This is a genomic window from Nocardia sp. NPDC059691 (assembly GCF_042733915.1).
GTDB lineage: Bacteria > Actinomycetota > Actinomycetes > Mycobacteriales > Mycobacteriaceae > Nocardia > Nocardia sichangensis.
Map to the genome: position 1 here is coordinate 213,582 of NZ_JBHWFB010000013.1, position 17,634 is coordinate 231,215.

A 17,634-nucleotide genomic window follows, 5' to 3' on the forward strand; every position below is an offset into this window, starting at 1 on the left:
TAGGCTTCACACTTATGGCTGAGTTCATCTACCAAATGAAGAAGGTTCGCAAGGCGCACGGCGACAAAGTCGTGCTCGACGATGTCACCTTGAACTTCCTTCCCGGCGCCAAGATCGGCGTCGTCGGCCCGAACGGCGCGGGTAAATCCAGCGTGCTGAAGATCATGGCCGGACTGGACCAGCCGAACAACGGTGACGCGTTCCTCGCCGCAGGCGCCACCGTCGGGATCCTCCAGCAGGAGCCGCCGCTCAACGAGGAGAAGACCGTCCGCGGCAACGTCGAGGAGGGCATGGGCGAGATCAAGGTGAAGCTGGATCGCTTCAACGAGATCGCCGAGCTGATGGCCACCGACTACTCCGACGAGCTCATGGAGGAGATGGGCAAGCTGCAGGAGGACCTGGATCACGCCGACGCGTGGGACCTGGACTCCCAGCTCGAGCAGGCGATGGACGCGCTGCGCTGCCCGCCGCCGGACGAGCCGGTCACCAACCTCTCCGGTGGTGAGCGCCGCCGCGTGGCGCTGTGCAAGTTGCTGCTGAGCAAGCCCGACCTGCTGCTGCTCGACGAGCCGACCAACCACCTGGACGCCGAGAGCGTGAACTGGCTCGAACAGCACCTGGCGCAGTACCAGGGCGCCGTGCTCGCGGTCACCCACGACCGGTACTTCCTGGACAACGTCGCCCAGTGGATTCTGGAGCTGGACCGCGGCCGCGCCTACCCGTACGAGGGCAACTACTCCACCTACCTCGAGAAGAAGGCCGAGCGACTCGAGGTGCAGGGCAAGAAGGACCAGAAGCTGCAGAAGCGGCTCAAGGAAGAACTCGCCTGGGTCCGTTCCGGCGCCAAGGCCAGGCAGGCCAAGAACAAGGCTCGCCTCGGCCGGTACGAGGAGATGGCGGCCGAGGCCGAGAAGATGCGGAAGCTGGACTTCGAGGAGATCCAGATTCCCGCGGGCCCGCGCCTGGGCAACGTGGTGGTCGAGGTCGAGCACTTGGACAAGGGCTTCGGCGACCGTCAGCTGATCAAGGACCTGTCGTTCACCCTGCCGCGTAACGGCATCGTCGGCGTGATCGGGCCCAACGGCGTCGGTAAGACCACGCTGTTCAAGACCATCGTCGGGCTCGAGTCGCCGGACAGCGGCGAGGTGAAGGTCGGCGAGACGGTCAAGCTGAGCTACGTCGACCAGAATCGCGCGGGCATCGACCCCAAGAAGACGGTTTGGCAGGTGGTCTCCGACGGCCTCGACTACATCGAGGTCGGCCAGCAGGAGATGCCGTCGCGCGCCTACGTGAGCGCGTTCGGCTTCAAGGGCCCCGACCAGCAGAAGCCCGCGGGCGTTCTGTCCGGCGGTGAACGCAACCGGCTGAACCTGGCGATGACGCTCAAACAGGGCGGCAACCTGATCCTGCTGGACGAGCCGACCAACGACCTCGACGTCGAGACCCTCGGCTCGCTGGAGAACGCGCTGGAGAAGTTCCCCGGCTGCGCCGTGGTCATCTCGCACGACCGCTGGTTCCTGGACCGCACCTGTACCCACATCCTCGCGTGGGAGGGCGACTCCGACAACGAGGCCAAGTGGTTCTGGTTCGAGGGCAACTTCGAAGCGTACGAAGCCAACAAGGTCGAGCGGCTCGGCCCGGAAGCGGCCCGCCCGCACCGGGTTACGCACCGCAAACTCACCCGCGGCTGAGTTTGTCGGCGTAGGCGGGTGCACGGTGCGGCCGCACCCGCCCTACGTGCCGCACTGCCTGGATGCTGTGGCCGGGCGAGGACGACACCGTCGCGAAAGCCCGGATTTCGGCGGACCCCACGGTTCGGCTTCGGGCGGCGTAGGACCTCGCCTGTGGAAGGCCCCGGTTGGCGGTGGTTGCTAGGAGCGCTGGGGGCCATAGGGGGCAAGACAGGGACATGGGACGCATATGTTCCCGGGGTGGGTCACTCGGACGCAGTTCGCACTGCGCTGCGTAAACCTTGTTCGGCCTGGCCGGTGAGCGGGGAAGGGCTCCGACTGTTCGATATACGTCCGGGGCACTTTCACCGCCGCTGGATCTGGTGTCGGCGAGGTTTCTCCTTGCCAGGGTGCTCGCCTGCCGGGTACGGGCGCGTGCGCGCTGCCTGGCGTTTGCTGGTGTGCCATGCGGGGGCGGTTGAGCCGGAGTTCGGGTCGAGAGCGGGGGGCGACGGCCGCGGTGGGGTGGCGCGAAAAGTCTTTCCGGGGAACGCGGAACAGGAGTGACACCTACCCGCGCGTAGCTCGCTAGGGTGGGAGTCGTGAATGCGCAGGCGCAGTTCGAGCAATCGGTGGCTTCGACCGCCGACGCGGTGGTCGAGCTGACCCGAGGTACCGGTGCGGCGTCGCTGCCGCCACGGATACGACCTGTCGCGCTCACCTGACGTTCGCGGGTCCGACTTCTGTGCTGTGCCCGAGATTGTCGCGTGTGATCTCGGCACACGAGCGGCGAACTCCGCCGTCGTGGTGAACCACCGGATGTGAAAAGGGAATTCACCCACGCGTCATCGGCGCACAGTTACTCTCGGACCGGCGTCACTTTGTTACGGAACCGATATCCGAGGGAGTTGGCGAAAAATGACCGTCTCGTCCGAATTGTCCAGCGCGGCGTGGGCCGCGGGTTTGCCGCAGTCACTGCGCGGCGAACTCGCGACGCTCGAGGAGGCGTACTTCCGCCACGTCGACGCGGGCGATGTGGACTGTGCGATCACCGGCATCACCCAGATCTTCCGAAGGCACTTGGAGTTGGCGGTGACGCGCCGCCCCGGTCGCGCACTGGTGCGGGTGTACCACCCGGACGACGGCTCCGGAATCGGTGCGGCGGTGCAGATCGTCACCGATGACATGGCGCTGCTGGTCGAGTCGATCAGCTCGTCGCTGAGCCGGATCGGCGTCAGTGTCAGCGAGATCATCCACCCGATCTTCGAGGTCGAGCGGGACGAGGAGGGGCGGCTGACGCACGCCGCCGCGCACGAGGTGGACGGCACCGGCGGGGCGGGACTGCGGGAGTCCTGGATGCACGTGCAATTGCACCCGTCGACCAGTGCGGCGCTGCTGGCCAAGGTCGAATCCGCGGTGCCGGACGTGGTGGACGACGTGCGTCAGGTGATCGGCGACACCGAGGCCATCGAAGACGTGCAGAGCAGACTGGCCGACGATCTCGAATCGGCCGCGCAATCCGGGTCCGCGCCGTTCCAGCCGACCGAACTGACCGACACCGCTCACTTGCTGCGCTGGCTGGCCGGGGGGAACTTCACCCTGCTCGGCTACGCGCGCTACCGACTGAGCACCGACCAGGGCCGCGAGATGTCCACCGTCGTGCCCGACACCTGCCTCGGCGTGCTGCGGCCCGACGTGGGCACCGACTTCCACGTGCCGGTCAACGGCGGTGACCGTCCGCTGCTCACGCTGACCCAGGGGCTGGTCCCCGCCACCGTGCATCGTGCGGTGTATCCCTATTTCGTCGGTGTCGCCGATTTCGACGCCGACGGAACCATCGTCGGTGAACACCTGTTCATCGGCGTCTTCACCGTCACCGCCGTGCACGAGAACGTTCTGGACATCCCGGTGATCGAACGCCGGGTCCGTTCGGCGATCGAGGAGAGCGGATTCGACCTGGACTCGTTCTCCGGTCAGGCCATGCTCGAAGTCATCCAGTCCTTCCCCCGCACCGAGCTGTTCTCCGCCGACAGCGAGACGCTGCGCCGCACCGCCACCGCCGTGCTGAGCGTCGGCCTGCGGCGCCAGGTGCGCCTGTTCCTGCGCGCGGACACCTACGGTCGCTATGTCGCCTGCCTGGTCTACCTGCCGCGGGACCGGTACACCACCAGCGCTCGGCTCGAGATGCAGGAGATCCTGGTCCGCGAACTGGGTGGCGTGTCCATCGACTACTCCGCGCGGGTGGGCGAAAGCGAGTTGGCGCGAGTGTATTTCACCGTGCGCATGCCGGAGGCCGAGCTCGGTGTCCCGCGTCGTACGCCGCCCGGCGCCGATACCTCCGAGCCCACCAGGCTGCGCTTGCAGAACATGCTCGCCGAGGCCACCCGCACCTGGGAGGACCGGCTGAACGACGAGGTGAGCACGTCGACGGTGCTCGATCCCGCGGTGGTGCAGCGATACGCGGAGGCCTTCCCCGAGGGTTACAAACAGGATTTCGCCGCGGCCCGCGCGCTGCGGGACATCGTGCGCCTGGAACATTTGCGAGACGGCGTCATCGATCAATATCTGTACCGGAAGCCGGATTCGGCGCCGGGCTCGTGGCGTTTCACGCTCTACGTCGGTGGTAGCGGCATCTCCTTGAGCCAAGTGCTTCCGCTGTTGCAGAGCCTCGGTGTGGAGGTGGTCGACGAGCGGCCGTACCAGATCGCGTTGGAGGCGGCGGCGGACGGCACCGGCGGTGAGCGGTGGATCTACGACTTCGGCCTGCTGGCCCGCCCCGAGCTGCTGCGCAGTTCGCTCGATCGCGATCTGGACGCCGAACTGCTCGAGTCCTCCAAACGCGCCGACGTGCTGGAGGCGGAGGTGCGCGGGCTGCGGGAACGGTTCGTGGAGGCCTTCGCGGCCATGTGGTACGGCCGCGCGGAGGCGGACGGGATGAACGAGCTCGTGCTGCGTGCCCGGTTGCCGTGGCGGGCCGTGTCGATCCTGCGCACCTACGCGAAGTACTTGCAGCAGGCCGGTTTTCCGTATAGTCAGGCCAACATCTGCCGTGTGCTGCTCACCTATCCGGATATCGCGCGCCTGTTCGTCGACCTGTTCGCCGCGCGCTTCGATCCCGACACCGTCTCCGCCGAGCACGCCGCGGAACTGGAGACCCAGGTGCGCGGGCGGATCGACGAGGTGGTCAGCCTGGACGCGGACCGCATCCTGCGCGCGATCCTCGGCCTGGTCAAAGCGACGCTGCGGACGAACTTCTACGTGACCGACGCGGAAGGCAAACCGCGCGACTTCGTGTCGGTGAAGGTCGAGCCACGGGAGATCGCCGAATTGCCCAAGCCGAAGCCGCAGTTCGAGATCTTCGTGTACTCGCCGCGGGTGGAAGGCGTGCACCTGCGCTTCGGGCCGGTGGCGCGTGGCGGTTTGCGGTGGTCGGACCGTTTGGAGGACTTCCGCACCGAAATCTTGGGCCTGGTGAAGGCGCAGGCGGTGAAGAACGCGGTCATCGTGCCGGTCGGCGCGAAGGGTGGCTTCGTGGTCAAGCAACCGCCCGCGGCCACCGGCGATCCGGTAGCGGACCGGCAGGCGCTGGGCGCCGAGGGCGTGGCTTGCTATCGCACGTTCATCTCGGGCCTGCTGGATGTCACCGACAACGTGGATCGCGCGAGCGGGGAGGTGCTTCCGCCCGCTCGGGTCGTGCGGCGTGACGGTGACGATACCTATCTGGTCGTTGCGGCTGATAAGGGCACCGCGACGTTCTCCGATATCGCCAACGACGTGGCTCAGAGCTACGGCTTTTGGTTGGGTGATGCGTTCGCTTCCGGTGGTTCGGCGGGTTATGACCACAAGGCGATGGGCATCACCGCCAAGGGTGCGTGGGAGAGTGTGAAGCGGCATTTCCGTGAGATGGAGATCGATACCCAGACCCAGGATTTCACGGTGGTCGGTGTCGGTGACATGAGTGGTGATGTGTTCGGCAATGGCATGTTGTTGTCCGAGCACATTCGTCTGGTGGCCGCGTTCGACCACCGCCACATCTTCCTCGACCCCGACCCGGACGCGGCGCGTTCGTACCGGGAGCGGCAGCGGATGTTCGCACTGCCGAGGTCGTCGTGGGCGGATTACGACACGTCGCTGATCAGTCCCGGTGGCGGTGTGTGGGATCGCACCGTGAAGGCCGTGCCGATCAGCCCGCAGGCCAGGGCGGCTCTCGGCCTGGGCGACGACGTCGTATCGCTGTCGCCGCCGGATCTGGTTCGCGCGATCCTGCTCGCTCCGGTGGATCTGTTGTGGAACGGCGGTATCGGCACCTACATCAAGGCGAGCACCGAGACCAACGCCGAGGTGGGCGACAAGTCCAACGACGCGGTCCGGGTCAACGGGGATCAGTTGCGGGTCAAGGTGATCGGCGAGGGCGGCAATCTCGGCGCCACGGCCCTCGGCCGCATCGAGTTCAACCGCAACGGCGGCAAGATCAACACCGACGCGCTGGACAACTCGGCGGGCGTGGACTGCTCCGACCACGAGGTCAACATCAAGATCCTGCTCGACGCCGTGGTCTCCGGCGGTCAGCTGCCGCCGGACGAGCGCAACCCGCTACTGGCCTCCATGACCGACGAGGTCGCCCAGATGGTTCTGCAGGACAATGTGGCGCAGAACTTCCTCATGGGCATCTCGCGCACCGAGGCGCCGCAGATGCTCAGCGTGCAGACGCGGCTCATCGAGGAACTCGAACAGCGTCGCGGCCTGGACCGCGAACTCGAGGCGCTGCCCTCGGACCAGGAGATGAAGCACAGGCTGGAGGAGAACGCCGCACTGGCCTCGCCCGAGCTGGCCAATCTCATGGCGCACGTGAAGCTCTCGCTCAAGGCCGATCTGCTCGATTCCGACCTGCCCGACAGTCAATACTTCGCCGCGCGGCTGCCGGAGTACTTCCCCACGCCGCTGCGCGACCGGTTCGGAGCGGCGATCAAACGCCACCGGCTGCGCCGGGAGATCGTCACCACCATGATCGTCAACGAGATGGTGGACTACGGCGGCATCACCTACGCGCACCGGTTGAACGAAGAGGTCGGCGCCACCACCACCGACGCGGTGCGCGCCTTCGCCGCGGCGAGCGGAATCTTCGACCTGGACGAACGATGGGCGCGAATCCGCGCCTGTGACGCGCCGACCCCGGTGCGCGACCTGCTCGAACTGGAGACGAAGCGGACCCTCGACCGGGCGTCCCGGTGGCTGCTGAGCAATCGCCCGCAGCCGATCGCGGTGGGCTCCGAGATCAGCCGGTACCGGGCCGACGTGCGGGAACTCGCCCCCAAGGTGCCGGGATGGCTGCGCGGGCACCACGTGTTCTCGCTCACCGACCGGTCCGCCGAGTTGATCGCTCGCGGTGCGCCGACCGACCTCGCCACCGAGGTGTTCGGTCTGCTCCACCTCTTCCCGCTGCTGGACATCGTGGACATCGCCGACATCACCGACCGGGACGGTGACGAGGTCGGGTCGCTGTACTACGCGCTCAACGACCATCTCAAGATCGACTGGCTGCTGCAGGCGGTCAGCCACCTCGAACGCGGCGACCGCTGGCACGCGCTGGCGCGGCTCGCGCTGCGCGACGACATGTACGGGTCGCTGCGCTCGCTCACACTCGACGTGCTCTCCGGCGGCGACCCCGAGGAGACGGCGGACGAGAAGATTGCATACTGGGAGTCGAAGAATCAGTCCCGCCTCGGCAGAGCCAGGGCGGCGCTGTCGGAATTGTTCGAGTCCGGAACCCACGATCTCGCCACGTTGTCGGTTGCAGCGCGGCAAGTGCGGAGCATGGTGAGCGGGGTGGGCGCTCAATCGGAGGTACCACGTTGACGAGTTCGGTGAGCGGCAGCGGGAAGGCCGCGGGCAGCCTGGTGCTGCCCAAGCGGTTCCACGCCAAGGTGGATGTCAGGTGGTCGGACATGGACGTGTTCCAGCACGTCAACCATGCCCGGATGGTGACGCTGCTGGAAGAGGCGCGCATTCCGTGGCTGTTCGAGGACGGCCGCCCGACCGCACCGCTGCGCGAGGGGTGCGTCCTCGCCGATCTGCGTGTCCGCTATCGCGGTCAATTGCGGCACGAGGACACGCCGCTGGACATCGCCATGTGGATCGAGCAGCTGCGCGCGGTCGACTTCACCATCGGCTACGAGGTGCGGGCGGCGGGCGCGCTGCCCGACTCGCCCGCGGCCGTGGTGGCGTCCACGCAGATCGCGGCGTTCGACATGCGGGCGCAGCGGTTGCGCAGGCTCACCGACGCCGAGCGTGATTACCTGTCCGAATGGATGGACTGAGCGACCGCGACTGTGGTGGCGGAGTGCTGACGGCGGAGCGGCCGTGATGGCGGAACAACGAGTGCTGCATGTGCCCGATCCGGCGGAGCGGGAGAATCTCGCGACGTTTCTGACCAGGGCCGTGCGGCTGGACCCCGGGGCGGTGGTGCGCCTGCGCCGCCGCGGGGAGAAATACGTTTCGGCCTGGGTGGCGACGGGTTTCGAAGCGCTGGCGATGCGCACCGTGGTCGCCGAACTCGGCGTCGACGACGTGACGGTCGGCGCCGATCTCGTGCTGGCCGGTTCGGCCGGTGGCGGTCCGATCGACCTCGGATATTCGATGGACTCCGCGTGGCGCGGCGCGCTGCCACCCATCGACGGTTTCGTACACGTCGACGACGTGCCCGCACGCACCCTGGTCGAGCTCGCCGAGCAGGGTGCGCAGCTGGCGAAGGAACACGGCAGCGGCCACGGTCCGCCCGCCTCGTTGCTGGATCAGGCGGTGCTGACCGTGTCCGGCGCGGGCACCCGGGTGCAGGTGCCGATGCGTGTCGTCTTCGCGCTCACGGCGATGGATTTCATCCCGCACTCGGGGGAGAAGGCCGACCCACGCCGTATCCCAGCCGCCGAGATCGTCCGTGTCCGCGCGACCAGAACCTGGCTGAGGCTCGACGCTCGCTACGGCTCGGTCGCGCGTCGGCTCGGCGGTGGAATTCCTCTGCTACCGCGTTGATCGCGTCGTTCGATGGTCGTCGCCGGGTGACGATGACGGCCTACCGGGGGGCGGCATCGAAAATACGCACATCTCTAGTTCTTTCGCTGCCGCTGGATCGATGCCAACGCGGGCTGCGGACTGTAAACCCGAGTAGCACAGGACCGCTCGGATGCGATCGATGGGACAGGCGGCGCCGTCGGCAGGAGGGGACGGCGCCGCCTCCTGCTGCGGGCACGGTGCCGCTCAAGAGACGCCGATGTAGCGGAGGACTGCCGTTGTCGCGGCTGCGGCGAGAATGACCAGCAGAATGGGGCGTCGGAACCACGCGACCAGTCCACCCGCGAAAACGCCTGCGGGCACGGCGAATCCGAGGTCTGCGGTGCCCAGCGGCAAGGTGGTGACGGCCACGAGCGCGGTGAGCAATACGACGGCGCCGATCTCCAGCAGCCACACCACACGTTCGGGAAGGCGCACTCGGTCGCGGAGTGCGGGTCCGGCCCAGCGGAACGCGTAGGTGCCCGCGGCGAGAGCGACGACTCCGGCGGCCAGCATCACGCCGCTCCCCGCGCGGTCGCTGATAGAGGCTTTTGCCGCGCCGCGACCAGCACCCCGGACAGGGCGAGCAGCACCGGCAGCCCCGTGGGCAGGAAAGGGGCGCTGACCAGGGCGATCGCGGTGCCGACACCCACCGCGGCGAGGGTGGTCCGGTCACGCAGCGCGGGCAACACCAGCGCTAGCAGGACCGCGGGGAATACCGCATCGAGTCCGAGCGCCGAGGTGTCGGTGACCACCGATCCGATCAGCGCTCCGACGGCGGCGCCGCCGGGCCAGGCGAGCAGCACCCCAGCGCCGGTGATCCAGTAGGCCGCCCGTCTGCGTGGCGCGTCGGGCTGCGCGATGGTCATCGCGACGGACTCGTCGTTCATCAGATGAACGCCGAGCGAGCGGCGCCAGCCCGTGCCGACCGCGTCGGGAACCGACAGCCCGTACGGAACATGCCGCGCGTTCACCAGCAGTCCCGCCAGCACCGCCGCGATCGGGTTGCCGCCGGCGGCAACGATCCCGAGAAACAGGAACTCCGAGCTCCCCGCCAGCACCACGCACCCGAGTAGCACCGGCAGCCAGACCGGAAAGCCCGCCGCGACCGCGGTCGCCCCGTAGGAAATCCCGATCACACCGACGGCGAGGCACACCGCACCGATCCCGAGCAGCGCATTCCGATCGAGTGTTCGCCATATCGAACGCATGTAGTTTATAGTGAACATGACGCCGCACTTCGTCAACATGGTTTCCCGGCGAGAGCTCCGAAGGACACGCGCTGCGAACATGTCCGCACCGCAACCATCCAGCACTCCAGCGCAACCACAGCACCACGACCCCACGGCATAATCGCGGCACACGCGGCGCCGAAGGCGCTGCAAAACAAGCAGAGGTGGGAATGACGCAGCAGGACGCGACGACAACACCACAGGCGGTGATCGCCGCCGCGCTGCGCCGCGAGCGCACCAGGGCCGGACTCTCGCTGAGCGAGGTCGCCGGCCGGGCGGGTATCGCGAAATCCACTCTGTCGCAATTGGAATCGGGAACCGGGAATCCGAGCCTGGAGACTTTGTGGGCGTTGTGCGTCGCCCTGGACATGCCGTTCTCCCGATTGCTCGACCCGCCGCGCCCGAACGTGCACGTCATTCGCGCCGGTGAGGGGCCGGTGGTGGCGGCCGAGCAGTCGGAGTACCGGGCGACGCTGCTGGCGGCCGGGCCGGCCAATTCCCGCCGCGACCTGTTCCGCATCACCGCGGAACCGGGGCATGCGCGGCGATCGGATCCGCATAGCGTCGGTGTGGTCGAGCACGTCCTGCTCGCCGAAGGGCGCGCACTGGTCGGCCCCGTCGACGCGCCCGTCGAACTACACCCGGGCGACTACATCGCGTACCCGGGTGACCAACCGCACGTGTTCGAGGCACTGGCGTCGCCGACCTGGGCGACGCTGGTGGTGGAGTACACCTGATCGGTCAGGCGGCGCCTTCGTCGAGATACTGCAACCACACGGGGTCGAGTTCGGCGGTAGTGGACAGCAGGCGCCAGTGCGGGCCCTTCGGGGAGACCAGCGGGGCACGCAGCGTCCAGCCCAGCTCGCTGAGCAGTTTGTCGGCTTTGCGATGGTTGCACGGCGCGCAGCTGGCGACGCAGTTCTCCCAGGAATGTTCCCCGCCGCGGCTGCGCGGGATGACGTGGTCGATGGTCTCGGCCTTGCCGCCGCAGTAGCCGCAGCGGTAGCGATCCCGGTGCATGAGCGCGGCGCGGGTCATCGGCACCCTGGCGCGATACGGAACGTGCACGTAGGTGCGCAGGCGGATCACCGAGGGAATCGCCACCGACGTATCGGCGGAGTGCACTACCGGCCCTTCGTCGTTGTGGTGAACGGCGTCGGCCTTATCGCAGATGAGGAGGACGATCGCGCGGCGCGCGGACAATGCGGTGAGCGGCTCGTAGGTGGCGTTCAACAGCAACACCCTGGTCTTGAGCCAGTTCGTGCCCTCGGCGGGCGGGGCGGTCGGGCGGGGGCCGTGGTCGTGATGGCCACGATGTCCACCCGGATATCGTTCGGACAAGATGTGCAGCGGAGTAGCCCCCGACCCACAATTGTGGACGTCGGCGGGCTGGAGTTGTCGGTGCGCTCGCGCCTCATGTGATCGGGCGCCGTGCCGCTGCTTCATCTCGACCTCGATTTCATGATTGGCAGGATCATGTGGTATCTGCAAAGCAGAGACTGTCCCCCAGTTGACCATGGAATGTCGGGCATTGCACGGTGATTTTCAACAATGTCCGGTTAACTGTGGCTGAAGTGCCATTCCGGCGCGATGTTCCGGTTGCCGATCGGCGGCGCAAGGGCGGTACGGCGGCGGTGCCCGGGCGCGGGCACAATGGACAGCGGCGCATCCGGTGAAGCGAGAGGGTCTATGACTTCGGGCGAGCAAACGGCGACGTCGTTCTACGAGGCGGTCGGTGGGGCGGAGACGTTCCGGCGGCTCGTCGCGACGTTCTATCGCGAGGTGGCCGCCGACGAGGTGCTGCGCCCGCTGTATCCGGAGGAGGATCTCGGTCCGGCGGAGCGTCGTTTGCGGATGTTCCTGGAGCAGTATTGGGGCGGTCCGCGCACTTACTCCGACGAGCGCGGCCATCCTCGCTTGCGCATGCGGCACATGCCGTTCACCATCGGACCGATCGAGCGGGACGCGTGGCTGCGGTGCATGCGTATCGCGGTCGCCGAGATCGAGCCGGAAACGCTCGACGACGAGCACCGTAAGGCGCTGCTCGACTACCTGGAAATGGCTGCCAACTCGTTGGTGAACGCCCCGTTCTGACCACGGCGCAGCACCGCGGCGTTGGTGTGTTTTCTACCGCGTTGTGGTGGCGAAACATTCGCTGGTGAACAGCGGGTGACGTGACGGTTGCGCGCGAGAGGCGGAGCGGAGCAGCCTTTTTCGCCTGTGCGGGTGGCAGTGCTGGGTATTTGCCCGCCATTCGAAACTGTGTGCCGGGAGAAGGCTTTCGCCTCGAAACTTTGGCACTATTGCGGATGTGAGTGATGCACCAGCCTTAACGGCGCCGGTGGATCGCACCACGCAGTCGTGGTGGCGGTCGGCCGTGTTCTACCAGGTTTATCCGAGATCTTTCGCGGACTCGAGCGGAGACGGGGTCGGCGATCTCGGGGGAGTCCGGGACAAACTGGGCTACCTCGAACTGCTCGGCGTCGACGCGCTGTGGATCTGCCCCGTGATGCGTTCGCCGATGGCCGATGGTGGCTACGACGTTGCCGATCCCCGCGACATCGATCAGCTCTTCGGCGGTCTCGCCGCGATGGACGCGCTGATCGCCGAGGCGCATGCCCGCCGGATCAAGGTCACCATGGATTTGGTGCCCAATCACACCAGCGACCAGCATCCGTGGTTCCGCGCGGCGCTGGCGGCGGCTCCCGGCAGCCCGGAGCGCGATCGATACATCTTCCGCGACGGCCGCGGCCCCGGCGGCGCCGAGCCGCCGAACAACTGGCCGAGCATCTTCGGCGGCCCCGCTTGGACCAGGATCACCGAACCCGACGGCACCCCCGGCCAGTGGTACCTGCACATCTTCGCCCGTGAGCAGCCCGACCTGAATTGGGCCGACCCCGAGGTCGCCGCCGATTTCGAGCAGACGCTGCGGTTCTGGCTCGACCGCGGGGTGGACGGATTCCGGATCGACGTCGCACACGGCATGGCCAAACCCGACGGTCTGCCCGACATGCCCGAGCTGTCCGTCTCGGCCCTGCTCGCGCACGACGACAGCGACCCGCGGTTCAACAATCCCGCCGTGCACGACATCCACCGCCGGATCCGCAAGGTGGTCGACGAGTACCCGGACGCGGTCACCATCGGTGAAGTGTGGGTGAACGACAACACCCGCTTCGGCGAGTACGTGCGTGCCGACGAACTGCACCTGGCGTTCAACTTCCGCCTCGCGGAATCGGCGTTCGACGCCGACGCGGTGCGTGACGCGATCGACAACTCGCTGTCCGCCGTCGCACCGGTCTTCGCCGTGCCCACCTGGACGTTGTCGAACCACGACATCGAGCGCGAGGTCACCCGCTACGGCGGCGGTGCGCTCGGCGTCGCGCGGGCGCGGGCGATGATCCTGCTGGAACTGGCGCTGCCGGGCGCGGTGTTCATCTACAACGGCGCCGAGCTGGGGCTGCCCAACGTCGACGACCTGCCGGACGACGTCTTGCAGGATCCGGTGTGGGAGCGCTCCGGCCACACCCAGCGCGGCCGCGACGGCTGCCGAGTGCCGCTGCCCTGGGAGGGTGCCGCGCCGCCGTACGGGTTCACCACCGGGACACCGTGGCTGCCGATTCCGGGCGACTGGGCGTCGCTGACCGTCGAAGCGCAACTCGAGGAGTTGGGGTCGACTTTGTCGCTGTATCGCCTGGCACTCGAACTGCGCGCGCTGCGGCCGGAGTTCGCCGGGGATCGGATCGAGTGGTACGGCAGCCCGGCGGGTTGTCTCGCCTTCCGCCGGCCGGGGGGACTGGTCTGCGTGCTCAACGCCTCGGACGCGCCCATCCAGCTACCGCCGGGAGACGTGCTGCTGGCCAGCGCGCCGACCGACGGAGGCCAGCTGGCGCCGAACGCGACCGCCTGGTTGGTCTGAGGCGCGTCGGAAAGTCCCAGCTCGGAGCCGATGCAATCGACACGGAGGGCGATCCGGCTCGACCGGACGGAGAACTACTACAGAGGATCGTCTACCTTTGATCCGTGAGCATTCTCGAGACAGTGCTGATCTTCGCCGGCATACCGCTGGTGATCTACGGCATCATCGCCGGATTGTCGTTCCTCGGTAAGCCGCTGCCTGGCGAGAAGCCGGTCCACTTCGCCCTCGGCCAGAAGTGGACCGCGTCGCCGGTGCTGTGGAGTGCCACCGAAGAGGTGATCGGCTCGGGTCACCATTTCGCGGAAACGCCGCATGAGCAGCATGCGGCCATCGAGTCCACCGCGGTGGAGCTGATCGGAGGACGGGCAAGTGGCAGGTTCTAAGTGGCCCGCGGTGGTCGAAGCCGATTTGCCGCACGGATACGCGATCACCAGCAGCGGACGCGTCTCCGGCGTGCACGAGGCAGGCGACGTGTTCAAGGAGGCGCCGTTCAACGACGTAGAGCGGCTCACCATGGACAACGTGCTCACCGAGGCGACCCGCGCGACGAAGGTGCGCTTCAACGTCTACATCGGCGATCTGGGCGAGGACCCGGCCGCGTCCGCGGACGCGATCTTCCCTGGCACGCCCGAGGCGGCGCACTCGGTGCTCATCGCCGTCTCGCCCAACGAGAAGGCGATCGAGGTGCGCTCGGGCCGGGCGGTCGCCGACCGTGCGAACGATCGCGTCTGCCAGCTCGGCGTCACCGCCGCGTTGAGCTCGTTCCGGCAGGGCCAGTTGATCGACGGCGTGGTCTCCGCCGTCCGCGTGATGGCCGCCGCCATCGGCAGGTAGCTGTCACATTTGCAGCGCCTGCGGCGCCGCGAACGGCACATGCTCGGTCTCGCTCCGCTCGAAAGACGGGGTGTGCCGCAGTGGTTGCGATAAGTCCGGCGCGTCCACCCGACCAAGGGTGGACGCGCCGGTTTCGTCTACGGCTGTGCGTCGAAGGCGCGGGCCCGCAGCGAGCGTTCGATCCCCGCCTTGCCCTCGCTGACCAGCCGGCGCAGCGCCGGGGGATGATCGCCGGCCAGGAACTTGTCGGCGACGGCCACCGCGTCCTCGCTGATCGCCCAGTGCGGGTAGAGGCCGACCACCACGGTCTGGGCGACCTCGCTGGAACGACGCTCCCAGACGCCGGGCACCTCGGCGAAATACCGCTCCACGTAGGAGGCGAGCAGCTCACCCTGCCCGGCGGGCGCGAAGCCGCCGACGATCGAGCGGGCGGTGATGTTGGGTACCGAATCGTCGCCCATCACCGTCGCCCACGCCTGCTCCTTCACCTCGGCGATCGGACGCGCCGTCGCTGCGGCGGCCGCCTGCCGCTTGCCCGCGGCTGTGGGGTCGTTGGCCAGCTCCTCATCGATGACCGGAGTGTGCAGCCCCTCGGCGTCGATCTCGCCCGCCGCCGCGAGCGCCGACACGATCCGCCAGCGCAGGTCGGTATCGACCACCAGGCCGGGCAATCCGACCTTCGCCGGGTCGCCGTCGCGCAGCTCGCTCAGCACCTCGGTGTGCCAGGCCGACAACTTCGCGCCGGTCAGCGCGTTGACGAAGGCCAGCTGGTGGTCGGAGCCGGGTTCTGCTTCGCGCGCCAGCTCCAGCAGCCTGTTCGCGTATTCCGGCCAGCCGGTGGTCGCGGCCCATTCCGGCTCGGCGTAGCTGCCCAGCGCGGTGTTGGCCTGCATCAACAGCCGTTGCACCACACCGATCTCGCTCTCGGCGCCGACTCCACGCTCGACCAGCGCGACGAAATCACGGGCGCGGAACTCGGCCTGGCGCGTCATCTCCCAGGCCGCCGACCAGGCGAGCGTGCGCGGCAGCGGCTCCGCGATGTCGGCGATGCGGTTGACCAGCACGTCGAGCGAACCGGCGTCGAGGCGGATCGAGCAGTAGGTGAGGTCGTCGTCGTTGACCAGCACGAACTGGCCGCGCGGCACGCCGGCCAGCTCGGGTACCTCGGTGCGTTCGGCGGCGTCGAGGTCGAGCTCGACGCGCTTGGTGCGCACCAGTTTTCCGTTCTGGTCGTCGTAGACGCCGACCGCGAGACGGTGCACGCGCCGCTCGCCCGCGCCCGGCTGCGCCCCCTCCTGCACGACCGCGAACGAGGTGAACCTACCCTCGGCGTCCACCTCGAAGTCGGGGCGCAGGATGTTCAATCCGGTGGTCTTGAGCCACTGCGCACCCCAGGTGGACAGGTCGCGGCCGGACGACTTCTCCAGCGCCGACAGCAGATCGTCGAAGGTGGCGTTGCCGTAGGCGTGGTCGGCGAAGTACGCGCGCAGGCCCGCCAGGAACGGCTCCAGCCCGACATACGCGACGAGCTGCTTGAGGACGCTGGCGCCCTTGGCGTAGGTGATGCCGTCGAAGTTGACCTCGACCGCGGCGAGATCGGGGATGTCGGCGGCGATCGGGTGGGTGGAGGGCAGCTGGTCCTGCCGGTAGGCCCAGGACTTCTCCACGTTCGCGAAGGTGGTCCAGGCGTTGGTGTACTCGGTGGCCTCGGACTGGCACAGCACCGACGCGAACGTGGCGAACGACTCGTTCAACCACAGGTCGTCCCACCATTTCATGGTGACCAGGTCGCCGAACCACATGTGCGCCATCTCGTGCAGCACGGTCTCGGCGCGACGCTCGTAGGACGCCCGGGTGACCTTGGACCGGAAGACGTAGTCCTCCAGGAAGGTCACCGCGCCCGCGTTCTCCATCGCGCCCGCGTTGAATTCGGGGACGAACAGCTGGTCGTACTTGCCGAACGCGTACGGCACGCCGAAGTTGCGGTGGTAGAAGCCGAAACCTTGCTTGGTCTCGGTGAACAGCCGCTCGGCGTCCATGTGCTCGGCGAGCGAGGCGCGGCAGTAGATGCCGAGGGGGATATCGCCGTGGTCGTCGGTGTAGACGTCGGTCCACTGCGCGTACGGGCCCGCGATGAGCGCGACCAGGTAGGTGCTCATCTTCGGGGTGGTGCGGAAGACGTGCTTGCCCGGCTCCGCCACGAGCGTCTGCACCACGGCCGCGTTGGAGACGACCTGCCAGTCCTCCGGTGCGGTGACGGCGATATCGAAGGTGGCTTTCAGATCCGGCTGATCGAAGCAGGCGAACATCCGCTTGGCGTCGGCGGTTTCGAACTGCGAGTACAGGTAGACGGCGTCGTCGGCGGGGTCGACGAACCGGTGCAGACCCTCGCCGGTGTGCGAGTACTCGCAGTCGGCCTCGACCACCAGCTCGTTGTGCTCGGCCAGGTCGGTCAGCGTGATCCCGGTCGACTCGTCGTAACCGGAGACGTCCAGCGCGGTCCCGTTGAGCACCGCCGAGCGCACGCCGCGCGCCACGATGTCGACGAATGTGCTCGCGCCCGGTGTCGCGCCGAAGGTCACGGTGCTGCGGGAGAAGAAGGTCTGCTCGCCCGGTTTGCCCGCGCCGTCGGTCAGATCCAGCTCGACGCGGTAGTTCTCGACCGACACCGTCGCGGCGCGTTCGATCGCCTGGTCGCGAGTGAGGTTGGGTGCGGACATAAGGCTCCTTCGTGGTCGAAGAACTGGCACGGGCAAAACCCACAATGCCACCTCGGGGTGGCAGGCCGCGCGGGACTTTCCCGATCAACCCTAATGTTCGCGGCACTTACGCACCGGTCCGCTGTGTGCGGCGGACGGCGCGGCGGCGGTGCTCGGGGGCGGCGGTATTGTGCCTGGTACAGCGCAGGTTCACCCCAGGGATTCGGAGGCTCGAC

Annotated in this window: 14 protein-coding genes; 10 read left to right on the top strand and 4 right to left on the bottom strand. The window is 67.7% G+C overall.

All coding sequences use genetic code 11. From position 1 onward, the window contains the following. Positions 1–14: 14 nt before the first annotated feature. The 5 genes from ettA to ACFV2O_RS27690 all read left to right on the top strand — a co-directional run bounded on the left by ettA (position 15) and on the right by ACFV2O_RS27690 (position 8,699). Complete coding sequence (gene ettA / locus ACFV2O_RS27670) at positions 15–1,691, top strand: energy-dependent translational throttle protein EttA (protein ID WP_039796561.1); 1,677 nt, start codon at positions 15–17, stop codon at positions 1,689–1,691. A gap of 581 nt (positions 1,692–2,272) precedes the next feature. Beyond that, positions 2,273–2,395 (top strand): hypothetical protein, encoded by a 123-nt coding sequence (locus ACFV2O_RS27675; protein WP_379254271.1) that lies wholly within the window; start codon positions 2,273–2,275, stop codon positions 2,393–2,395. Between the two features lie 193 nt (positions 2,396–2,588). Next, the gene (locus tag ACFV2O_RS27680) at positions 2,589–7,526 is read left to right on the top strand and encodes an NAD-glutamate dehydrogenase (RefSeq protein WP_379254273.1); all 4,938 of its coding nucleotides are present in this window, start codon (positions 2,589–2,591) and stop codon (positions 7,524–7,526) included. An 89-nt stretch (positions 7,527–7,615) separates the two neighbouring features. Beyond that, positions 7,616–7,987: an acyl-CoA thioesterase gene (locus ACFV2O_RS27685; RefSeq protein WP_379254323.1), complete on the top strand. Its 372-nt coding sequence runs from the start codon at positions 7,616–7,618 to the stop codon at positions 7,985–7,987. 46 nt (positions 7,988–8,033) lie between these two features. Next, a complete protein-coding gene (locus tag ACFV2O_RS27690; protein ID WP_379254275.1) occupies positions 8,034–8,699 on the top strand; it encodes a hypothetical protein in 666 nt (221 codons plus the stop codon). 225 nt (positions 8,700–8,924) lie between these two features. Here ACFV2O_RS27690 and ACFV2O_RS27695 read toward each other — a convergent pair whose 3' ends face one another. Continuing rightward, positions 8,925–9,233: an AzlD domain-containing protein gene (locus ACFV2O_RS27695; protein WP_355075921.1), complete on the bottom strand. Its 309-nt coding sequence runs from the start codon at positions 9,231–9,233 to the stop codon at positions 8,925–8,927. Beyond that, positions 9,233–9,928, bottom strand: coding sequence for an AzlC family ABC transporter permease (locus tag ACFV2O_RS27700; protein ID WP_379254277.1), 696 nt, complete (start codon positions 9,926–9,928; stop codon positions 9,233–9,235). Before ACFV2O_RS27700 ends, ACFV2O_RS27695 begins: the two co-directional genes overlap by 1 nt. 191 nt (positions 9,929–10,119) lie before the next feature. Between ACFV2O_RS27700 and ACFV2O_RS27705 the strand changes: the two genes are divergently transcribed. Continuing rightward, the gene (locus ACFV2O_RS27705) at positions 10,120–10,686 is read left to right on the top strand and encodes a helix-turn-helix domain-containing protein (protein ID WP_379254279.1); all 567 of its coding nucleotides are present in this window, start codon (positions 10,120–10,122) and stop codon (positions 10,684–10,686) included. A gap of 4 nt (positions 10,687–10,690) precedes the next feature. Here the strand turns inward: ACFV2O_RS27705 and ACFV2O_RS27710 are convergent, their stop codons facing one another. Then, positions 10,691–11,395 (bottom strand): HNH endonuclease, encoded by a 705-nt coding sequence (locus ACFV2O_RS27710; RefSeq protein WP_355075927.1) that lies wholly within the window; start codon positions 11,393–11,395, stop codon positions 10,691–10,693. Positions 11,396–11,638: 243 nt separating this feature from the next. Between ACFV2O_RS27710 and ACFV2O_RS27715 the strand changes: the two genes are divergently transcribed. From ACFV2O_RS27715 to ACFV2O_RS27730, 4 genes are all read left to right on the top strand, one after another. Then, on the top strand, positions 11,639–12,043 hold the full coding sequence (locus ACFV2O_RS27715) for a globin (RefSeq protein ID WP_195043276.1): 405 nt from the start codon (positions 11,639–11,641) through the stop codon (positions 12,041–12,043). Positions 12,044–12,260: 217 nt separating this feature from the next. Further along, positions 12,261–13,865 (top strand): alpha-amylase family glycosyl hydrolase, encoded by a 1,605-nt coding sequence (locus ACFV2O_RS27720; RefSeq protein WP_379254282.1) that lies wholly within the window; start codon positions 12,261–12,263, stop codon positions 13,863–13,865. Between the two features lie 104 nt (positions 13,866–13,969). Continuing rightward, positions 13,970–14,248, top strand: coding sequence for a hypothetical protein (locus tag ACFV2O_RS27725; RefSeq protein ID WP_355075930.1), 279 nt, complete (start codon positions 13,970–13,972; stop codon positions 14,246–14,248). Beyond that, on the top strand, positions 14,235–14,699 hold the full coding sequence (locus ACFV2O_RS27730) for a DUF5130 domain-containing protein (RefSeq protein ID WP_355075932.1): 465 nt from the start codon (positions 14,235–14,237) through the stop codon (positions 14,697–14,699). The genes ACFV2O_RS27725 and ACFV2O_RS27730 overlap by 14 nt, the downstream gene beginning before the upstream one ends. A gap of 137 nt (positions 14,700–14,836) precedes the next feature. On the opposite strand, the gene pepN is transcribed toward ACFV2O_RS27730, so the two are convergent. Next, entirely contained in the window at positions 14,837–17,419 is a 2,583-nt protein-coding gene (gene pepN, locus ACFV2O_RS27735; protein WP_379254284.1) for an aminopeptidase N, read from the bottom strand. Positions 17,420–17,634: the final 215 nt, after the last annotated feature.